The sequence below is a fragment of the Paraburkholderia phytofirmans PsJN genome (genome assembly GCF_000020125.1).
GTDB classification, from domain to species: Bacteria; Pseudomonadota; Gammaproteobacteria; order Burkholderiales; family Burkholderiaceae; genus Paraburkholderia; species Paraburkholderia phytofirmans.
The window spans coordinates 2,645,538-2,664,884 of sequence record NC_010676.1; the positions used below are offsets into that span (position 1 = coordinate 2,645,538).

General features: G+C 61.7%; 14 protein-coding genes and 3 pseudogenes. 12 read left to right on the forward strand and 5 right to left on the reverse strand.

The window, feature by feature from the left end:
• The first annotated feature begins 77 nt into the window (after positions 1-77).
• From BPHYT_RS31615 to BPHYT_RS31635, 5 genes are read left to right on the forward strand one after another with little or no spacing between them, the layout of a single operon-like run.
• Positions 78-1,910 (forward strand): thiamine pyrophosphate-requiring protein, encoded by a 1,833-nt coding sequence (locus tag BPHYT_RS31615; protein WP_012428209.1) that lies wholly within the window; start codon positions 78-80, stop codon positions 1,908-1,910.
• 10 nt (positions 1,911-1,920) lie between these two features.
• Positions 1,921-3,042 (forward strand): enolase C-terminal domain-like protein, encoded by a 1,122-nt coding sequence (locus BPHYT_RS31620; protein ID WP_012428210.1) that lies wholly within the window; start codon positions 1,921-1,923, stop codon positions 3,040-3,042.
• A 17-nt stretch (positions 3,043-3,059) separates the two neighbouring features.
• Complete coding sequence (locus BPHYT_RS31625; RefSeq protein ID WP_012428211.1) at positions 3,060-4,064, forward strand: hypothetical protein; 1,005 nt, start codon at positions 3,060-3,062, stop codon at positions 4,062-4,064.
• A complete protein-coding gene (locus BPHYT_RS31630) occupies positions 4,061-4,723 on the forward strand; it encodes a gluconate 2-dehydrogenase subunit 3 family protein (RefSeq protein ID WP_012428212.1) in 663 nt (220 codons plus the stop codon). Before BPHYT_RS31625 ends, BPHYT_RS31630 begins: the two co-directional genes overlap by 4 nt.
• On the forward strand, positions 4,716-6,359 hold the full coding sequence (locus BPHYT_RS31635; RefSeq protein ID WP_012428213.1) for a GMC family oxidoreductase: 1,644 nt from the start codon (positions 4,716-4,718) through the stop codon (positions 6,357-6,359). The genes BPHYT_RS31630 and BPHYT_RS31635 overlap by 8 nt, the downstream gene beginning before the upstream one ends.
• An 83-nt stretch (positions 6,360-6,442) precedes the next feature.
• Here BPHYT_RS31635 and BPHYT_RS37610 read toward each other — a convergent pair.
• Together BPHYT_RS37610 and glcC are read right to left on the reverse strand one after the other, a co-directional pair.
• Positions 6,443-6,598: pseudogene (locus BPHYT_RS37610) on the reverse strand (transposase domain-containing protein); the annotation flags it as partial.
• Between the two features lie 976 nt (positions 6,599-7,574).
• Entirely contained in the window at positions 7,575-8,342 is a 768-nt protein-coding gene (gene glcC, locus BPHYT_RS31640) for a transcriptional regulator GlcC (RefSeq protein WP_012428215.1), read from the reverse strand.
• A gap of 251 nt (positions 8,343-8,593) precedes the next feature.
• Here glcC and glcD point away from each other — a divergent pair, with 251 nt between their 5' ends.
• The 7 genes and pseudogenes from glcD to BPHYT_RS36945 all read left to right on the forward strand — a co-directional run bounded on the left by glcD (position 8,594) and on the right by BPHYT_RS36945 (position 16,659).
• Positions 8,594-10,093 (forward strand): glycolate oxidase subunit GlcD, encoded by a 1,500-nt coding sequence (gene glcD, locus BPHYT_RS31645; RefSeq protein ID WP_012428216.1) that lies wholly within the window; start codon positions 8,594-8,596, stop codon positions 10,091-10,093.
• On the forward strand, positions 10,093-11,160 hold the full coding sequence (gene glcE, locus BPHYT_RS31650; protein WP_012428217.1) for a glycolate oxidase subunit GlcE: 1,068 nt from the start codon (positions 10,093-10,095) through the stop codon (positions 11,158-11,160). The genes glcD and glcE overlap by 1 nt, the downstream gene beginning before the upstream one ends.
• 22 nt (positions 11,161-11,182) lie before the next feature.
• Positions 11,183-12,412 (forward strand): glycolate oxidase subunit GlcF, encoded by a 1,230-nt coding sequence (glcF, locus tag BPHYT_RS31655; RefSeq protein WP_012428218.1) that lies wholly within the window; start codon positions 11,183-11,185, stop codon positions 12,410-12,412.
• A 19-nt stretch (positions 12,413-12,431) separates the two neighbouring features.
• Positions 12,432-12,836: a GlcG/HbpS family heme-binding protein gene (locus BPHYT_RS31660; RefSeq protein WP_012428219.1), complete on the forward strand. Its 405-nt coding sequence runs from the start codon at positions 12,432-12,434 to the stop codon at positions 12,834-12,836.
• 121 nt (positions 12,837-12,957) lie between these two features.
• Positions 12,958-15,132, forward strand: a complete 2,175-nt coding sequence (locus tag BPHYT_RS31665) for a malate synthase G (protein ID WP_012428220.1) — start codon at positions 12,958-12,960, stop codon at positions 15,130-15,132.
• 380 nt (positions 15,133-15,512) lie between these two features.
• Positions 15,513-15,799: pseudogene (locus BPHYT_RS39795) on the forward strand (IS91 family transposase); the annotation flags it as partial.
• Positions 15,800-15,884: 85 nt separating this feature from the next.
• A protein-coding gene (locus BPHYT_RS36945; RefSeq protein ID WP_012428221.1) for an IS5-like element ISBuph1 family transposase occupies positions 15,885-16,659 on the forward strand; the annotation gives its coding sequence in 2 pieces (ribosomal slippage) (positions 15,885-16,234 and positions 16,233-16,659; 777 coding nt in all).
• A gap of 251 nt (positions 16,660-16,910) precedes the next feature.
• On the opposite strand, the pseudogene BPHYT_RS31675 reads toward BPHYT_RS36945, so the two are convergent.
• The 3 genes and pseudogenes from BPHYT_RS31675 to BPHYT_RS31685 all read right to left on the reverse strand — a co-directional run.
• Positions 16,911-17,343, reverse strand: a pseudogene (locus tag BPHYT_RS31675) (IS66 family transposase); the annotation flags it as partial.
• Between the two features lie 70 nt (positions 17,344-17,413).
• The gene (locus BPHYT_RS31680) at positions 17,414-18,307 is read right to left on the reverse strand and encodes an NAD(P)-dependent oxidoreductase (protein ID WP_012428222.1); all 894 of its coding nucleotides are present in this window, start codon (positions 18,305-18,307) and stop codon (positions 17,414-17,416) included.
• Positions 18,308-18,364: 57 nt separating this feature from the next.
• A complete protein-coding gene (locus tag BPHYT_RS31685) occupies positions 18,365-19,345 on the reverse strand; it encodes a D-2-hydroxyacid dehydrogenase (protein ID WP_012428223.1) in 981 nt (326 codons plus the stop codon).
• Between the last annotated feature and the right edge of the window lie 2 nt (positions 19,346-19,347).

Below are 19,347 nucleotides of genomic sequence, written 5' to 3' on the forward strand. Positions count from 1 at the left end.
GCCTGCAATAACGCGGAACGATACTTGCGCATCTCAGATACAGCTCGTTTATGCCAGCCTGACGATCGGAGACTGAGATGGCGCAAACCGTAGGTGACTTTATTATCGGGCGGCTTCACGCATGGGGCGTACGTCGCATTTATGGATATCCCGGCGACGGGATCAACGGTGTTTTTGGCGCACTCAACCGCGCTCAGTCCGAAGCCAGAAATTCAAAATCCGGCAACCCGACGCAGCCCATCGAGTTCGTGCAGGTCCGGCACGAAGAAATGGCGGCCTTCATGGCGTCTGCCCATGCAAAATTCACCGGCGAACTCGGCGTATGCATTGCCACTTCGGGCCCCGGCGCTTCGCATCTGATCACCGGCCTCTATGATGCGAGAATGGATCACATGCCCGTGCTCGCCATCGCGGGTCAGCAGGCACGAGCGGCCCTGGGTGGCCACTACCAGCAGGAACTCGACCTCGCTTCGATGTTCAAAGACGTTGCCGGCGCCTTCGTCGAACAGGCTTCGGTGCCCGCGCAGGTGCGCCATCTCGTTGACCGTGCTGTCCGCACGGCGCTAGCCGAGCGTAAGGTCACGGCACTCATCCTCCCAAACGATCTGCAGGATCTGCGCTATGAAGCGCCGGACCGCAAGCACGGTACGTTACATTCCGGCGTCGGCTATCGCGCGCCGCGTCTCGTACCCTATCCCGACGACCTGCAGCAGGCCGCCGAGGTGCTCAACGCTGGCAAGAAAGTCGCGATCCTCGTCGGAGCCGGTGCACTACACGCAACAGATGAAGTCATCGCCATCGCCGAAAAACTCGGCGCGGGCGTTGCCAAGGCACTCCTCGGCAAGGCCGCGTTGCCAGACGACCTGCCATGGGTCACCGGCGCCATTGGTCTACTGGGCACCAAGCCAAGCTATGACCTCATGATGGAATGCGACACCCTGCTGATGATCGGTTCCGGCTTCCCTTACTCGGAATTTTTGCCGAAGGAAGGCGCCGCACGAGGCGTGCAGATCGACTTGAAGGCCGACATGCTGAGTCTGCGCTATCCAATGGAAGTCAATCTCGTTGGCGATAGTGTCGAGACATTGCGTGCATTGCTGCCGCTGCTCGAAGATAAGAAGGATCGTGCATGGCGCGGGAAGATTGAAGGCTGGACGAAGGACTGGTGGAAGACGCTCGACAAGCGCGCCCATGAGGCCGGCAAGGACGCAGTCAATCCGCAGCGCACCGTGTGGGAATTGTCGAAGCGCATTCCCGCCGACTCGATCGTAACGAGCGATTCGGGCTCCTGTGCGAACTGGTACGCACGCGATCTGAAGGTTCAGCGCGGCATGATGTGTTCGCTCTCGGATGGCCTCGCATCGATGGGTGCAGCGGTCCCCTATGCGATCGCAGCCAAGTTTGCCTTTCCCGAGCGTCCCGTCATCGCGCTGGTCGGCGACGGTGCCATGCAGATGAACAACATGGCTGAACTGATCACCGTTTCGAAGTACTGGAAAGACTGGGCCAATCCGCGCTGGATCTGCATGGTGCTGAACAACTCCGACCTCAATCAGGTGACATGGGAGCAGCGCGCCGTGGAAGGCGATCCCAAGTTCGAAGCGTCGCAGGATATCCCGTCCGTGCCGTATCACAAGTTCGCGGAACTGATTGGCCTCAAAGGTATTTACGTCGACAACGATGAACAGATGGGCGCCGCGTGGGACGAAGCGCTGGCCGCGGATCGTCCGGTCGTCATCGAAGTGAAGTCCGATCCGAACATCGCACCATTGCCGCCGCATATCACGCTCGCGCAGGCCAAGGCGTTTGCGTCGACGTTAATGAAGGGTGATCCGAACGAAGGCAACGTGATCGTCGAAACGGCCAAACAGGTGCTCGGCGCAGTCCTCCCCGGTCATCACGACAAGTAAGCGTGCCGACATGACAGATCGCACCGCAACCCACCGCGCGGCGCAAGCGCCCGTGAATCGACTACGCGCGAGCGCCTACCGCATCCCGACCGACGCGCCTGAAGCCGACGGCACTTTCTCGTGGAAGGCGACCACACTGGTCGTCGTCGAAGTGGAAGCTGCCGGGCAAACCGGCATCGGCTACACGTATAGCGATAAAAGCCTTGTCACGTTGGTTCACGACGCCCTGGGCGAATGCGTGCTGCACAGCGACGTATGGGATATTCGCGCGATCTGGCAGCGCATGCAGCGTCAGGTACGCAATCTCGGGCGTTCGGGTCTGGCGGCCACGGCTATCTCGGCAACGGATTGCGCGCTGTGGGACCTGAAAGCGAAACTGCTCGGCGTGCCGCTCGTGCGCCTGCTCGGCGCAGCGCGTGAATCCGTGCCGCTTTATGGCAGCGGCGGCTTCACCACCTACAGCGACAAACAGATGCGCGAGCAGTTGGCCGGCTGGGTGGAGCGCGATGGTTGCCGCTGGGTGAAGATCAAAATTGGGACCGATCCGCAGAAAGATCCTGGGCGCGTGGAAACGGCGCGCGCGGCGATTGGCGATGCGGGACTTTTCGTGGACGCCAATGGCGCGTTCACACCGCAGCAGGCATTACATTGGGCTCAACGTTTCGCCCAGCAGCGGGTCGAATGGTTCGAGGAGCCAGTCTCGTCCGACGATCCTGCGGGTCTGCACTTTGTGCGCGGGCATGCGCCAGCCGGCATGGAGATCGCCGCTGGCGAATACGGCTACACGCTCGACGACTTCCGGCAGTTACTGGCCGCGCAATCCGTCGATGTTCTTCAGGCCGACGTGAGCCGCTGCGGCGGCATCACTGGCTTCATGCAGGCGGCCGATCTCTGCGACGCCTTTCACGTGCCGCTGTCGGCTCACTGCGCGCCCGCCTTGCATCTGCATGTTGCGTGCGCCGTGCCGCGCCTGCGTCATCAGGAATGGTTTCACGACCACGTGCGGATCGAGTCAATGCTGTTCGACGGCGCGCCGCAGGCAATAGACGGGACTATCGCGCCCGACCTGACACGCCCCGGTTGCGGACTCGAACTCAAATCTCGCGACGCTGCGGCGTATCAGGTCCAATAACTAAGGAATCCTCGTCCATGAGTTCTCAACGACTTACGGGGCTGCTATGCGCAGTGGCGGGCGCTACAGTTGTGAGCGCATTTGCGCTACGGGCGAAGCGCCGCGGCGCCGGCGTCGAAGCGACTGGCGCGATAACGCGCGCCCTGAATGCACGCGACCATGGCGCGCCTGCGCGATCCACTTTGTTGCCTGCGCCTCGGCCATCCGGCGTCCAGACCCACATCGAAGCAGCCCGACGCTTTAATCACAGTTCCGCGCTGCTTGCGCTCTCCGTACTCGCCGATAGCGCAATGGAGCACTATCGCGGCTCGTTCGACAACCCCGCGATGTATACGCCGCTCGTCTCTGCCACGCTTTCGCTGTTGGCTGGTTTGCATGGCGGGAGGGATGACCGGCAGGAGACACATCAACTACGTCACGCGATCTATCTGGCTGCAGCCGTCGCAGGTATCGCGGGCACGGGCTTCCATTTTTATAACGTCACGAAGCGGCCCGGCGCCTGGAGCTGGAACAACCTGTTTCATGCGGCGCCGGTCGGTGCGCCGATGGCATTGCTGCTCTCCGGCGCGCTGGGCGCCGTCGCCGAACAGTTGCGCGACCAGCCCGCGCACGACCCGCGACTGCTTGGTATGCCGGCCGGTCGCGCGCTTGGCTTGCTGGTGAGTGCGGGCTTGATCGGCACGGTCGGAGAAGTCGCGCTGCTGCATTTTCGCGGCGCGTTTCAGCATCGTGCGATGTATGCGCCGATAGTCGTGCCACCGCTCGCTGCAGCGCTGCTCGCCCAAGCAGCGCTCGCCGTGCCACGCGAGCGCTGGCTCACGCGGCTGTGGCTGCGGGTCACCACGGCGCTCGGCTTCGTCGGCGCCGGCTTCCACGTGCGCGGGATTGCTCGCCGGCAAGGCGGCTGGCGCAACTGGAGCCAGAACCTGTTCAGCGGCCCGCCCTTGCCAGCGCCACCAAGCTTTTCTGCGCTGGCGCTGGCCGGCCTCGCGGCGCTGCGACTAAGAGAGAGCGAAACATGAGCGATGCAGATCAGAGGTCGAGAGCCACCCGCTATCCTGGTTACGACGTACTCGACAAGCGCGGTACACCTTCGTGGGACGACGCGACCCGCTCGGTGATAGCGCAACGGCTTGCGACGCCCGCTGAACCACATTTCTTTAACGCCGTCGAGTGGTTGGCGGTACATGCTTTGTGCGCCTGCATCGTGCCACAGGCGAACGCGTTGCCGGTGGTTCCGCTTGCACAGTTGCTCGACGCGAAGCTCACTGAAAATGCCGGCGACGGCTACCGCGACGCGCGCTTGCCGCCGCTTCAGCAGGCATGGCGCACCGGGCTCGCGGCCTTGGATGCCGAGAGCCGCGCACGTCACGAACTACCGTTTGCAAGCCTCGAAAGGGCCACCCAGGTAGCGCTGCTCGAATCGATGCAGCGCGGCGAACTCACAAGCGGCACATGGGCTGGCATGCCCGCCAATCTTTTCTTCGCCGAACGCCTGCTGCACGACATCTGCAGCATGTACTACTCGCACCCGCATGCATGGAGCGAAATAGGCTTCGGCGGGCCGGCAAATCCGCGCGGCTACGTACGCATGTATTTCAATCGGCGCGACCCGTGGGAAGCCACTGAAGCGGAACCCGGCCAGGAAGACAAGGCCCGCAAGGAGAACAAGCGTGCTTGATGAAGCTCAACATCATCCGCGCGGCAAGAACGGTCGCGCTCCCGATGTATTCGAACGTGGCGGTTGGGTGCCGATGCGCGAGTATCCGAATGACGAAGAGGTCGACTTCGCGATCGTCGGCACGGGTGCGGGAGGCGGTACGCTCGCCTGCCGGCTCGCGGAGCAGGGCTTTAAGGTCGTAGCATTCGATGCCGGCGCATGGTGGCGGCCACTCGAAGAATTCGCCTCCGACGAAAGCCATCAGGCGAAGCTCTACTGGACCGACGAACGCATCTGCGACGGCGAAAACCCGCTCAAGCTCGGCAATAACAATAGCGGCAAGGCCGTTGGCGGCAGCACAGTGCACTTCGCCATGGTGTCGCTGCGCTTTCGTCCTGAGTGGTTCAGGTCGCGCAGCGTGCTCGGTTATGGTGCCGACTGGCCGCTCGACTGGCGCGAGATGTGGCGTTACTACGCGCAGGTCGAAGACGCGCTGAAGATCTCAGGTCCGGTCAATTATCCGTGGGGGCCGAAGCGGCCCCGCTATCCACATCGCGCGCACGAATTAAATGCTGCGGCGCTCGTGCTTGCGCGCGGCGCAGAGGCGCTGGGCATCGACTGGACGGCCACCCCCCTGGCGACGCTGTCGGCGCCGCGCGGCAAGGCGCACCCGTGCGTGTACCGTGGCTTTTGCACTTCGGGGTGCGCAACCAACGCCAAGCAGAGCGCATTGGTCACGTGGATTCCGCGCGCGGTGAGTGCCGGTGCGGAAATACGCGATCTGGCAATGGTTGGACGCATTGCCACGAACGACGCCGGGCTCGCAACGGGTGTGGAGTATCGGCGCGAAGGCCGCTGGCAGTTCCAGCGTGCGAAGCATGTCGTAGTGGCCGGCTATGCAATCGAAACGCCGCGTCTATTGCTGATGTCGGCAAATGGCCGCTTTCCGCAAGGCCTTGCAAACAGTTCGGGCCTGGTTGGCAAAAACCTCATGGCGCAGTCGAACCAGGCCGTCTACGGCACGTTCGACGAGGAAATCCGCTGGTACAAAGGACCACCTTCGTTAGCGATCACCGAACACTGGAATTACAAGGACACCGGAAAAGATTTCTTCGGCGGCTATTGCTACATGAGCCAGGGACCATTGCCCGCCGGCTGGGCGAGCGTACAGAACGGCCGCGGCTTATGGGGCGATGCGTTAGCCGGCGAGATGCACAAATACAATCATCAAGCCGGGTTAAAAATCGTCGGCGAGACCTTGCCGCAGGAACGCAACCGTGTGACGCTCGCCGACGAAAAAGATCAGTACGGGCTACCCGTGGCGCGGGTGACTTATTCGCTGTGCGATAACGACAAGCGGCTGATCGCACACTCCCTGGACTTCATGGAACAGGCGATCCGGGCGGCCGGCGGCAACGAAATATGGCGGGAAAATGACGACACCTGTCATCTGAACGGCACCGCGCGCATGGGCGACGATCCTTCGACCAGCGTGGTCAATGCAGACTGCCGAAGCTGGGACATACCCAATCTATGGGTATGCGACGGCTCGGTGTTTCCGACTGTCGGCGGTGTGAATCCTTCGCTGACCATTCAGGCGATAGCGTGCCGCACAGCCGAGCGTATCGCCGCACTGGCTGCGCGAGGGGAACTGTAAAAGCTGTGGAAGCCGTCGAAACTGTCGGGCAGGCGTCGCACAACAGCCATAAGTGGCCAGCAAACCCGTCGTGACCAGTTGCGCTAGTTATCGATCGCAGTTGGCTGCCGGCGGTGTGGCAGCAAGACCGCGATGTCGCTTGCCTTATGGGTCGGCAACCGCGTGAGGATGCCCATCAGATAGGCATGCAGATCATGTCCGCTGAGTTGTGCCGAGCGTACCAGGCTCATGATGACGGACTGGTGTCAGGAAGCAAACCGTCACGATCGGTGAGTGCGTTCACCTTCACATCGAAGACGATGGCTCCAAATGGAAGGACTTTGAGACGCGTTGCCGAGTAATGGATAAATACGCCCCGGAGTAAGAAAATCAGGACGCGCTACAGCTCTATGATTGGTCAGTGAACTTCACCGGCTACATGCGTGCCAGAGTCGATCGAGATGGGCGGCCAAAAAAGCCGATGAGCGACAAACCCATCAGCGATACGCTGGCCTATATCAGGGTGGAGATCAAGTAAGCGTACACCAAGGGCAAGGTTGAGCATGATGAGACTGGGACGATGGCTATCCCTAGGGTCGCCAATGAACGCCACGTCTATAAAGTCCGACGCGAGATGCCTGAGATCGCCAAGGCGTGCACGCATCGGGAAACGCACGCCGCTATCAGCGGTGGCTTTCTATTCTGGCATGCGCCTGAGCGAAATCCTGAGAGCTAAGGTGACGCGCGACGGCTTCTCCTTGGCAACGACAAAAAACGGTCGGCCGCGCATTGTGCCAATCCATCCGAAGATCGCTGTCATAGCTCGCAGCGTGAAGTTCACGATCCGGCCGCAAATAAGTGGGTACTGGGACACAAGACGCCTGCCTCGACGAAGCGCGACGCTCACCTATTAACCGGGAGTCTCGCCGGCGCGGTCGCGAAGATCGGGACACGGAAGTAGAAGGGGAATTCGGTTTCGGGCAGAAAAACCCACACACCTAATAACGAGCGGGGATTTTACGATGCAACCAAATTCGCGCAAACTCATGCGGCGGAAGGCAGCCGACTCCAACAGTTGCCGGCGAAGCCCCGCCAGGTTTGACTCCCACCCGACCGCACTACCGCGTACCCATCATCCTACCCATACAGCAAAATCAATCGCCTGGACACGCCAGAAAATGGCACGCGGGCGCTTCCGATCCGGTCCCTGCGAACTGGCCTCGAATCCCCACTCGATCATTCCCACCGTTCCAGTCGCAACGTGGCACGCACGAGCCGCTGCTCTTCCTGCTCGATCTCCCGCAGATTCGTGCACACGGTGTCGATATGGTTGGCAGCCGCCTTGCGTGCCTGCTCGGGCAGTTTTCCGGTCACGGCGTTATAGAGTCGCGCATGCTGGCGATCGATCACGCGCTTCTGCGGCTCGCGATGATAAAGATTGTTCACTGACGCGAACACCGAACTCAATAGCAGGTCGGTTAGCATACTTAAGGTATGCACCAGCACCGGGTTATGCGAGGCCTCGCAGATCGCGAGGTGAAATGCATGATCGAGCCGCGCATGCGTAGACGTGCTGGTCTCTTTGCCATGCGCCGCGAGCATTTCCTCGTAGCGTCGCGTAATCAGCACGAAGTCCGCGGGCGTGCCGCGCAGCGCTGCAAGGCGCGCGGACTCGGCCTCGAGCAAGCCGCGCACTTCGAACAGATCGTACAGCGTGCGCGGCTGCGAGCCGAGCAGATGCATCATCGGCGTGAGCGTGGGTTGCGCGGTCAGGCTCGCGACAAACGAACCCTTGCCGTGCGAGGTTTCGATGATGCCGCGCGCCCGCAAGAGCTTGAGCCCTTCGCGCAGCGCCGTGCGCGAGACGCCGAGCTTATCGGTTAAGCGCCGCTCGGACGGCAGCGCCTGCCCCGTTTTCAGCACGCCGTCGACAATCAAGCGCTCGATGCGTTCGGCGACGACGTCCGCCACCTGCCGCGAGCTTTCCTGATCCGCTGTATGCATTGCAATTCCGACTGGTATGACCACTGTTCAATGCTAACACGCCGGGAGTTGAGTTTATACGCTGCAGCCCATATGCATCAACGTATCTGTCCTATCAGCTTTGAAATTGCTCAATCAAAAAATGGTACGACCACCTGATCCACCCGTCGACAGCGGGTTCCATAGTGGCAACAATCTCGCCTGAGACATGTTCGCGCGCCCGTGCCCACGGGTATGACCGCCAGGTTGGCGCGGCTCCAGGAGACTCTCACATGAGCTACCACTACGACGAGCGCATCGACGGCGCGCTCGCGACGCACGACAAATCCACCGTCGTCGCGCAGTTGCAGGCGTTGATTCCCGATCTGCAACTGCTGCACGAACAGGAAGACTTGCGGCCGTTCGAATGCGACGGCCTCGCCGCCTATCGCGCCACGCCCATGCTGGTGGCACTGCCCGATAAGGTCGAGCAGGTCGAAGCGTTGCTGAAATTCGCCAATGCCCAAAAAATTCCCGTAGTCGCGCGCGGCGCCGGCACGGGTTTATCCGGCGGCGCCCTGCCGCTCGATAAAGGCATTCTGCTGGTAATGGCGCGCTTCAACCGGATTCTCGAAGTCGATCCCGAGGCCGGTATCGCCCGCGTGCAACCAGGTGTGCGCAATCTCGCGATTTCGCAGGCGGTGGCACCCCATGGCCTGTATTACGCACCGGACCCCTCGTCGCAGATCGCCTGTTCGATCGGTGGCAACGTCGCGGAAAACGCCGGCGGCGTACACTGCCTGAAGTACGGACTGACCGTCAACAACATCCTTAAGCTCGAGATTCTTACCATCGACGGCGAGCGCATCACGCTCGGCTCAGAGGCGCTGGACGCGCCCGGTTTCGATTTCCTCGCGCTCTTTACGGGCTCGGAGGGCATGCTCGGTATCGTCACCGAAGTCACCGTGAAGCTGCTCACCAAGCCGCAAAGCGCGAAAGTGCTGCTCGCCAGTTTCGACGACATAGAAAAAGCCGGCGCCGCGGTCGCGCGGATCATCGGCGCAGGCGTGATCCCTGGCGGCCTCGAAATGATGGACAACCTCGCGATCCGCGCTGCGGAAGATTTCATTCACGCCGGCTATCCGGTCGATGCTGAAGCGATCCTGCTGTGCGAAGTCGACGGCGTGGAAAGCGATGTTCAGGAAGACGTGGAGCGAGTCGAAGCACTGCTGAGCGCGGCGGGCGCGACCGATATCCGGCTTGCGAAAGACGAAGCCGAACGCCAGCGCTTCTGGGCCGGCCGCAAGAACGCATTCCCGGCCGTGGGTCGCATTTCTCCCGATTACTACTGCATGGACGGCACGATTCCGCGCCGCGAATTGCCGCGCGTGCTCAAAGGTATCGAGGACCTGTCGAACGAATATGGCTTGCGTGTGGCCAACGTCTTTCATGCCGGCGACGGCAACATGCATCCGCTGATCTTGTTCGATGCGAACGCACCCGGCGAAACCGAACGCGCGGAAATGCTCGGCGCGAAGATCCTCGAACTGTGTGTGGCGGTGGGCGGCAGTATCACCGGCGAACACGGCGTGGGCCGCGAAAAGATCAACCAGATGTGCGCGCAGTTCAACCACGACGAACTGGATTTCTTCCACGCACTGAAAGCCGCTTTCGATCCGGCCGGCCTCCTGAACCCCGGCAAGAACGTGCCAACCCTGCACCGTTGCGCCGAATTCGGCTCGATGCATGTCCACCACGGCGCACTGCCTTTTCCTGAACTGGAGCGTTTCTGATGCTGATCGAAGCGGTATCGACGGACGATAGTGAACGACTCGTCGCCGAAGTCTCGCAGGCACAATCACACGGCACGCCGCTGAGCATTCGCGGCGGCAACAGCAAGGCGTTTCTCGGCCGTCCGGTGCAAGGCACGCCGATCGACACACGTTCTCATCGCGGTGTGGTCAGCTACGACCCGACTGAACTCGTGATTACCGCGCGCGCGGGCACGCCTGTTGCCGAACTGGCAGCCGTGCTCGACGCGGCCGGTCAGATGCTGCCCTGTGAGCCGCCGGAGTTCGATGGCACGGCCACCGTCGGCGGGATGGTCGCGGCCGGCCTCGCCGGTCCACGGCGGCCGTGGTCCGGTTCGGTGCGCGACTTTGTGCTGGGATGCCGCGTCATCACCGGTCGGGCATTGCATCTGCGCTTCGGTGGCGAAGTGATGAAGAACGTCGCGGGCTACGACGTGTCCCGTCTACTTGCGGGCAGCTTTGGCTGCCTCGGCCTGATCACCGAGGTGTCGTTCAAGGTGCTGCCCAAACCGCGTGCGCTCGGCAGTCTCGCGCTAGATCTCGAGGCGGGCGAAGCGCTGCGCGAATTGTCGGCGTGGCGCCCCGCCGGGTTGCCGATCAGCGGCGCGGCTCACGTCGACGGACGCCTGCACGTGCGGCTCGAAGGCGGCACGGGGTCGGTCGCCTCGGCGATGGATCGTATCGGCGGGACCGAACTCGATCCGCGATTCTGGGACGCCCTTCGAGAACATCGGCTGGCGTTTTTCGACGACCCACGGCCGTTATGGCGCCTCTCGCTGCCGAACGCGTCGCCCCTCACCCCCTTGCCCGGCGACACGCTGCTCGACTGGGCCGGCGCGCAGCGCTGGCTCAAAAGCGAGGCTCCGGCCACCACGATCCGCCAGATCGCGCACGCCGCGGGCGGCCACGCAACCTGCTTCACGCCACGCGTGGACGCCGAGCGTTTCAGCCCGCTGCCGCCGACGCTGCTGCGCTTTCATCAGCGATTGAAGCAGCAACTCGACCCGCGCGGCCTATTCAACCCCGGTCGCCTTTACGTCGACCTGTGAAGCCCAGAAGGCGAACGACACCATGCAAACCAATCTCAGCGACGCCGCCAAAACCCTGTCCCGCGCCGACGAAGCCGAGCAGATCCTGCGCTCGTGCGTGCATTGCGGCTTCTGCAACGCGACCTGTCCGACCTATCAGTTGCTCGGCAACGAGCTCGATGGCCCGCGCGGCCGCATCTATCTGATCAAACAGATGCTGGAAGGCGAGCCGGTCACGCAGAAGACCCAGATGCACCTTGACCGCTGCCTGAGCTGCCGCAACTGCGAGACCACCTGTCCGTCGGGTGTCACCTACCATGCCCTGCTGGATATCGGCCGTGCCGAACTGGAGCGGCGGATTGTCCGGCCCGCACTGGAACGCCTGCAGCGTGAGAGTTTGCGCCATGTGATCCCACATCGGGCGGTGTTCGGCGCACTGCTTAAGACGGGCCAGGCTATGCGGCCGTTTCTTCCGACGGCGCTTGGACGAAAAATCCCTGGGCGAAGCGCTCGGGCAAAGACAAGACCGGAACCGCGGCATTCTCGCAAAATGCTGATGCTGGAAGGCTGCGTGCAACGCGCGCTATCGCCGAACACCAACGCGGCTGCCGCGCGCGTGCTCGACCGGCTCGGCATCAGTATCGTGAATGCCGAGCGGGCAGACTGTTGCGGCGCGACCGATTATCACCTGAATGCCCAGGAGGCCGGTCTTGCGCGGGCACGGCGAAATATCGACGCGTGGTGGCCGGCTATTCAGGCCGGCGCTGAAGCGATAGTACAAACCGCGAGCGGCTGCGGCGCGTTCGTCAAGGAATATGGGCATCTGCTGCGCGACGACCTTCGCTATGCGTCAAAAGCGCAGCGGGTCAGCGAACTGGCGCGAGACATCGTGGAGGTATTGGCTAATGAGCCGATCCAGCCGATACAGACGAACCTGTCAGGAACGCCCCAGCAGAAAATCGCGTTCCACTGCCCATGCACGTTGCAGCACGCGCAGAAGCTGGGCGGCGCGGTCGAAGCGGTCCTGCAACGGCTCGGCTTCGATCTGAGTGCCGTGCCCGACGCGCATCTGTGCTGCGGCTCGGCGGGCACGTATTCGATTACCCAGCCGGAGCTTGCGAAGAAGTTGCGCAGCAACAAGCTCGATGCGCTGGAAAGCGGCAAGCCGGACCTGATCGTCACAGCGAACATCGGTTGCCAGACGCATCTGGACGGCGCCGGGCGCACTCCGGTGCGCCATTGGATAGAACTTGTAGAAGCATCCTTACCTTAAACGAAACAGGACATTCACTATGCTGAGCAAACCCGTGTTGACCGTCGCCGAAACGACCCGCATCCTCGAAGCCGCCCGCGCCGAAGCCGAGAAACACCAGTGGGCCGTCGCCATCGTGGTGGTGGACGATGGCGGCCATCAGCTCGGCATGCTGCGTCTGGACGGCAGCGCGCCGGCCAGTTCGTACATCGCGACCGAAAAGGCCCGCACTTCGGCGATCGGCCGCCGTGAAACCAAGGTATACGAAGACATGATCAACAACGGCCGCACCGCCTTCCTGAGCGCGCCGCTGCTAGGCACGCTGGAAGGCGGCGTGCCGGTGATCGTCGAAGGCCAGGTGATCGGCGCAGTCGGCGTGTCGGGCGTCAAGTCGGACCAGGACGCGCAGATCGCCAAGGCAGGCATCGCGGCTATCGCCGCTTGAGTTTGCGAGCCGTTCCGTTCACGAGCCGACCAGAACGGCGGCCCTGAAGCAAAGAATCCACCGTTGCACAACGCAGGCCGATGCCCCCTCATCGGCCCCATTCAGATAGATGGAGCAGTCGATGACTCAGATGAACACGCGCGGCGGACTGCAGGTCGCCGCCAACCTCGACCAGTTCGTCGAAACCGAAGCCCTGCCCGGCACCGGAATCGACAGCGCCGCATTCTGGTCGGGTTTCGACGCCCTCGTGCACGAGCTGGCGCCCAAGAACCGTGCGCTACTCGCCGAACGCGACCGCCTGCAGACCGAGCTGGACAACTGGCATCGCGCCAATCCGGGTCCGGTGCGCGATCTGCGAGCGTACCGAGCGTTTCTCGAAGGCATCGGCTATATCGTGCCGGCGCCCGCGAGCGTCAAGGCCACGACCGACAACGTGGACACCGAAATCGCCGAACAGGCCGGCCCGCAGCTCGTGGTGCCGCTGTCGAATCAGCGCTATGCGCTGAACGCGGCGAACGCGCGCTGGGGCAGCCTGTACGACGCGCTGTACGGCACCGACGCGATTCCCGAAACCGGCGGCGCCGAAAAGCAGAAAGCCTTCAATCCGGTGCGCGGCGCCGCGGTGATCGCCTATGCCCGCAAGTTCCTCGACCAGGCCGCGCCGCTCGCGAACGGCTCGCACGCGGACGCCACACGTTATAGCGTCGATGGCGGCAAGCTGGTCGTCACGCTGAAGAACGGCACGAGCGAGCTGAAGACGCCGGCGCAATTCATCGGCTATCAGGGCGAGGAAAGCGCGCCGTCCGCAGTGCTGCTCAAGCACAATGGCCTGCACTTCGAAATCCAGATCGACGCGAGCGACTCCATCGGCAGGACCGATTCCGCGCACGTGAAGGACGTGGTGGTCGAAGCGGCGGTGAGCACGATCATCGACTGCGAAGACTCGGTCGCGGCCGTGGATGCGGACGACAAGGTCCTGCTCTACCGCAACTGGCTCGGTCTGATGACCGGCGACCTGACCGAAGAGGTCACGAAGAACGGCAAGACCTTCACGCGCCGGCTGAACGCCGACCGCGTGTACACCGCCGCGAACGGCACCGCGCCGGTCGTGCTGCATGGCCGCTCGCTGCTGTTCATCCGCAACGTCGGTCATTTGATGACCAACCCGGCGGTGCTGACGAAAGACGGCCACGAGATTCCGGAAGGCATTCTCGACGCCGTCATCACCACGCTGTGCGCATTGCACGACCGCAAGCATCAGTTGAATTCGCGCACCGGCTCGGTCTATATCGTCAAGCCGAAGATGCACGGCCCGGCCGAAGTCGCTTTCGCCAGCGAGCTGTTCGCGCGCGTGGAAGACCTGCTGAAGCTGCCGCGCAACACGATCAAGATGGGCATCATGGACGAGGAGCGCCGCACCAGCGTGAACCTGCTCGCCTGTATCGCCGAAGCGTCGGAGCGTGTCGCATTCATCAACACGGGTTTCCTCGACCGCACCGGCGACGAAATGCACTCGGCCATGGAAGCGGGACCGATGATGCGCAAGGGCGACATGAAGTCGAGCGCCTGGATCTCCGCCTATGAGCGCAGCAACGTGCTGGTCGGTTTGAGCGCGGGTCTGCGCGGCCGCGCGCAGATCGGCAAAGGCATGTGGGCGATGCCCGATCTGATGCACGCCATGCTCGAACAGAAAATCGCGCATCCGAAAGCCGGGGCGAATACCGCATGGGTGCCCTCGCCGACCGCCGCCACGCTGCACGCGTTGCATTACCACCAGGTCGACGTGCAAGCGGTTCAGCGCGAACTGGAGCGCACGGATTACGCTACGGTGCGCGACGAACTGCTCGACGGCCTGCTGACGATTCCGGTCGTCGCCGAGGCGAAGTGGAGCGACGACGAGATCCGCAGCGAGATCGACAACAACGCACAGGGCATTCTCGGCTACGTGGTGCGCTGGATCGATCAGGGCGTGGGTTGCTCGAAGGTGCCGGACATTCATGACGTCGGCCTGATGGAAGATCGTGCCACGCTGCGTATTTCCAGCCAGCACATTGCCAACTGGCTGTATCACGGCGTGGTGCAGCGCGAACTCGTCGAAGAGACCTTCAAGCGCATGGCGAAGGTGGTCGACGAGCAGAACGCGGGCGACCCGCTCTACAAGCCGATGGCGCCGGGCTTCGATACGATCGCTTTCAAGGCCGCGCAGGCGCTGGTGTTCGAAGGGCGCCAGCAGCCGAGCGGCTATACGGAACCGTTGCTGCACAAGTTCCGGCTGGAAGTGAAGAAAGAGAGTTGAGGCTGGTTTGGCGGGCCGCGTGTGAAGAGGGCCGGCTGAAAGAAGGACAGGGTACTGCGGGTTCAGTGATGCGAGTCCTCAGCAAGGCCTCGGGCTTCGATGTGGTCGAGCGCAATTACCGTTCGCGTGGCATACCCTTCTGAAACGGCCCGGCGTTGCTGTGGTAAGCGCTTTAACAGTACGCGGTCATTTATCGACACCCGTCAGAGTTAGTTCCGAGCGCGCGTGAGTTGTGCAATCCCAACTGGCGTAAGCTTCACGATGGATTCTCCGGTTTGCCTGGAAACTTCGTATTCTCCGCCTTGGCACATCGATGCCCTTTGCCTGTGAGGATCCACTGTCCTTCGCCCATATTCACGGGTGGGACACGTTCATTTCATTTCCTGCTGAATGTGCTGCCCGACGGCTTCAAGCGCATCCGCAGCTAAGGCTGGCTCGGCAACTGCCACCGGCCGCCAGGCTCACTACCTGCCGGCAACTGCTCGGCGTCGAGACGCCCGCCGCCGAAGCACCCTCCATCAGAAAAGACTACCGCGACCGTTACCAGCGGCTCACCGGCAAATCACTGCAGGACTGCCCCGTGTGCGGCAAGGGCCACATGCTTCGCATTGAAGGTATGCCCGGCAGCCTCCCACGAGCCCCACCAGGTCCCGACCATGCGCTTTAGAAGCTGTTGCGAAATTAAGTTTTGGGTCTGTTAACTTTTCCGGCTTGGTGTTAACTTTCTGTCTTGTTTTGCCTGACAGGAAGCGATGCCTAAAGAACTGATAGACGACGAATTGTGGTCATTCATCGAACCACTGCTGCCTGCGCGAGCGCCACGCAATCGCCAGTTTGCGGGCCGCAAACCGACACCCGACCGAGCGGTGCTGACCGCTATCGTGTTCGTGTTGCGCTCAGGTATTGCGTGGAACCTTCTGCCGCAAGAAATGGGATGTGGTTCAGGCACAGCTTGCTGGCGACGGCTCGTCGCGTGGCAAGAGGCAGGTGTCTGGCAACACATTCACGAAACGTTGCTCGCCGAACTGCGTCGCCGTGGCGAAATCAATTTCTCGCGTGCGCTCGTCGACAGCTCATCGATTCATGCCGTGCTGGCGGGAAAAAATCGGCCCGAATCCCACGGACCGGCGCAAGCTCGGCAGCAAACACCACCTCATCGTCGACGCGCAAGGCATCCCGCTCGCGGTCATCCTGAGCGCGGCGAACCGGCACGACATTACCCAGCTTGATGCGCTCGTCGATGCTATTCCACACATCCGGGGCAAGCGGGGCCGTCCCCCGCACAAGCCGCAAATCGTTCAGGGCGACCGGGGCTACAGTTCCGAATCCCATCGGCGGCGCTTGCGCGAGCGAGGCGTCACGCCAGCGCTCGCAAAAATCGGCTCGCCGCATGGCAGTGGCCTCGGCATAACGCGTTGGCCAGTCGAGCGTTCGATTGCGTGGCTTCACTCGTTTCGACGGCTCAAGATTCGTTACGAACGCTATGCGCATGTTCACGAAGTATTCCGGTCTTTGGCTTGCGCCTAAATTTACTGGACGCGCCTAAAGCCGCTGTTTAACTAATTTCGCAACAGCGTCTTAGTCGCCACTGCACCCGTTTCCGGACACGTTTGCCTTTCCCGACGAGGCAAACGCGACCCGACTGGTGTCTTCGATCCGCGAGCACGCCAAAATATCTCGAGACAGCGGGTTATGGGCCTGCTGACGCCCCATTCTTTCATCTCTCGCCAGCGAGCCTTCCACCGAACGCTGGAAATCCGGTTGCGGCCGCCCGTTTGAGATTCGACGTGGCGGACGAGTTTCGGGCATGGCGCGCGTAGGTAGTTCAGTGCCTGCCGCGCAGGCTGCCCGGCACGACGGCTGGCCACTGCTCAAGCATCAGCGTATGGATGATGCGAAGCACGCGGGTACTGTATCGTCGTCGCAGTCGGTGCCGCCTTTCAGGTTTCCACTTCGCACTGCGGGCCCCGGTCGCGAACAGCTTGCCGATCAGCTTGATGAAGCGTGTCGCGAGAAGATCGGGCGTACGTGCAGCTTTTGGAACATTGTCGTCTGCCTTTACGAAGCCCCTCCTCGCGTGGGACCAGCAGCCAAAATGCACGAGATGGGGGCGTTGCGCGATGCCATCGTAGGGCACGTCACCGAGGCTCATCAGCACTGCGCCTCCTGGATGCCGTCGAACAGCTTCTCGGCCAGCTTTCCACCGCGCCCAGCAATGTCACTACCGACGACGCGGTGGCGTGCCGCTGGCATATCTACGGCTGTAGTACTAACTACAAAGTCAAGTCATTTTCACCTTCACAATCTGGGAAATATCAGAGCCGCCAAGACCCTCATCAATGGCTTTCTGGAGCCATTCCTGCACGCGGCGGGCAATCGGCAGCGCTACCCCGCTTTCGCACGCGAGCGACTCCACGGCATTAAGGTCTTTCAACATCGTTCGGATAGATCCAGAAGGCGTCTCTGGCGGAACAACCATGCGTGGCTGCAAAGTTTGCAGCAGGATGGAATCGGCCCAGCCTCCCGCAAGTGCCGCGGGTAGGCGAACCGCATCGACGCCCGCATGCTCTGCAAGCCGGGTTGCCTCGGCAATAGCAGCAATGGTTGTCATGACGATAACCTGGTTAGCAAGCTTTGTTGCCTGGCCGGCGCCCAACTCACCCATGTGCGTCAGGTTAGCTGAGTAAGCCACCATAAGCGGCGCCACGTAGTTGACTAAAGTCGCGTGCCCCCCTGCCGTTACAGCAAGCGTACCCGCTATAGCGCCCGCCGTGCCGCCAGATACTGGCGCGTCGACCCAGTGCCCCCCAGTAGTCTCCTGCCATCGCGCCGCAAACGAACGCGTCTGCGCCGGTGTAATGGTGGAATGGTCCACCAGAACAATGCCATTCTTGCCGGCGCCTTCGACAAGCCCGTCCGTTCCGAATACGACCTTTTCAACAGCATGACTATCCGCGAGGCACAACATCACGACATTAGCTTGCCCAGCGAGCTCTGCCGGCGACGCAAAGGCTTTGCATTGCCCCGGCTGCGCGGTTTCCAGCGCTTGCGCTTTCTGCATGGAACGGTTCCACACCGCAACCTGCCGTCCGCTATTGAGCAAACGTTGCGTCATCGGCAAGCCCATCTTCCCAAGACCACAAAATCCAACGCGTGGTGATTCCAATTCCCACATACCCATACTCCTCTCTGTTTCTCAAGATCAGCCTTGGCGGTTTATAGCCCACCACGCTTATTTACTTTGACGCAAACCCGTGGTTGTATCGATCTGGTTGGGCATCGGCAGGCCCTTGCTGAATGCCGCCAGGTTGTCGAAAAGAATGCGGAGCGTGAGGAGGTTGTAATTCAAGGGATCATCCGCTGAGACATGTGGCGTGACCACAAGGTTTGGTGTGCGCCAGAGGCGTGAATCTTTCAATAACGGCTCATATTCAAAAACATCCAGTACTGCGCCCCCTACTTTCCCGCTATCGAGAAGATCGCATAACGCATCCTCATCCAGTACTGAGCCGCGACCGACATTTACTATGCTGGCACCGTGCGGAAGTAATTCAAGACGCCGCCTGTCGAGCAGATGTCGTGTTGTCGCGCCTCCGGGGAGTGACAACACCAGATAGTCGCTGTACGACAGAACCCTATCGATCTGGTCAACGCCAACAACCTCCACGCATGCTGGATGAGTCCCAGGTCGCGAGCGCACACCGGTAACGTGCATGCCAAGTGCCGAGGCAACTTCCGCACACCGCGCACCAATCGCGCCCAGTCCTACGACTGTGAGCCGATTATTCGCCAAGGTTCTAACCGACACGGGCTGCCATTGACCAAGACTCTGTGCAGCGATGAATTGTGGCATCCGGTTGGCCAGCATCAAAAGACCCATCAAAGCGAACTCACTCGCCTTCACTGAATGAGTACCGCTGTTGTTGAGTAGCACGGCGCCCGATGGCAGCCAGTCGAAAGGAGCAAGCATGTCGACGCCTGCAGACGACACGGAAACAATTTTCAGCTTGGGTGCATTGATGGGAAGCATTGCACGCAACCCACGGGTCGCGATGAGTAGAACTTCAACTTCCGACTCTATTGCCCGCAGGTCGTCCGACGTACAACCAAAGCTAACGTCGTGACCGCTGCTCTGTCCAAACACGCCATTCCACTGCTCACGCGTAAATAGACCGGCAGGATCGGCCTGGAAGCTCTGTACATGCACCCGCATCA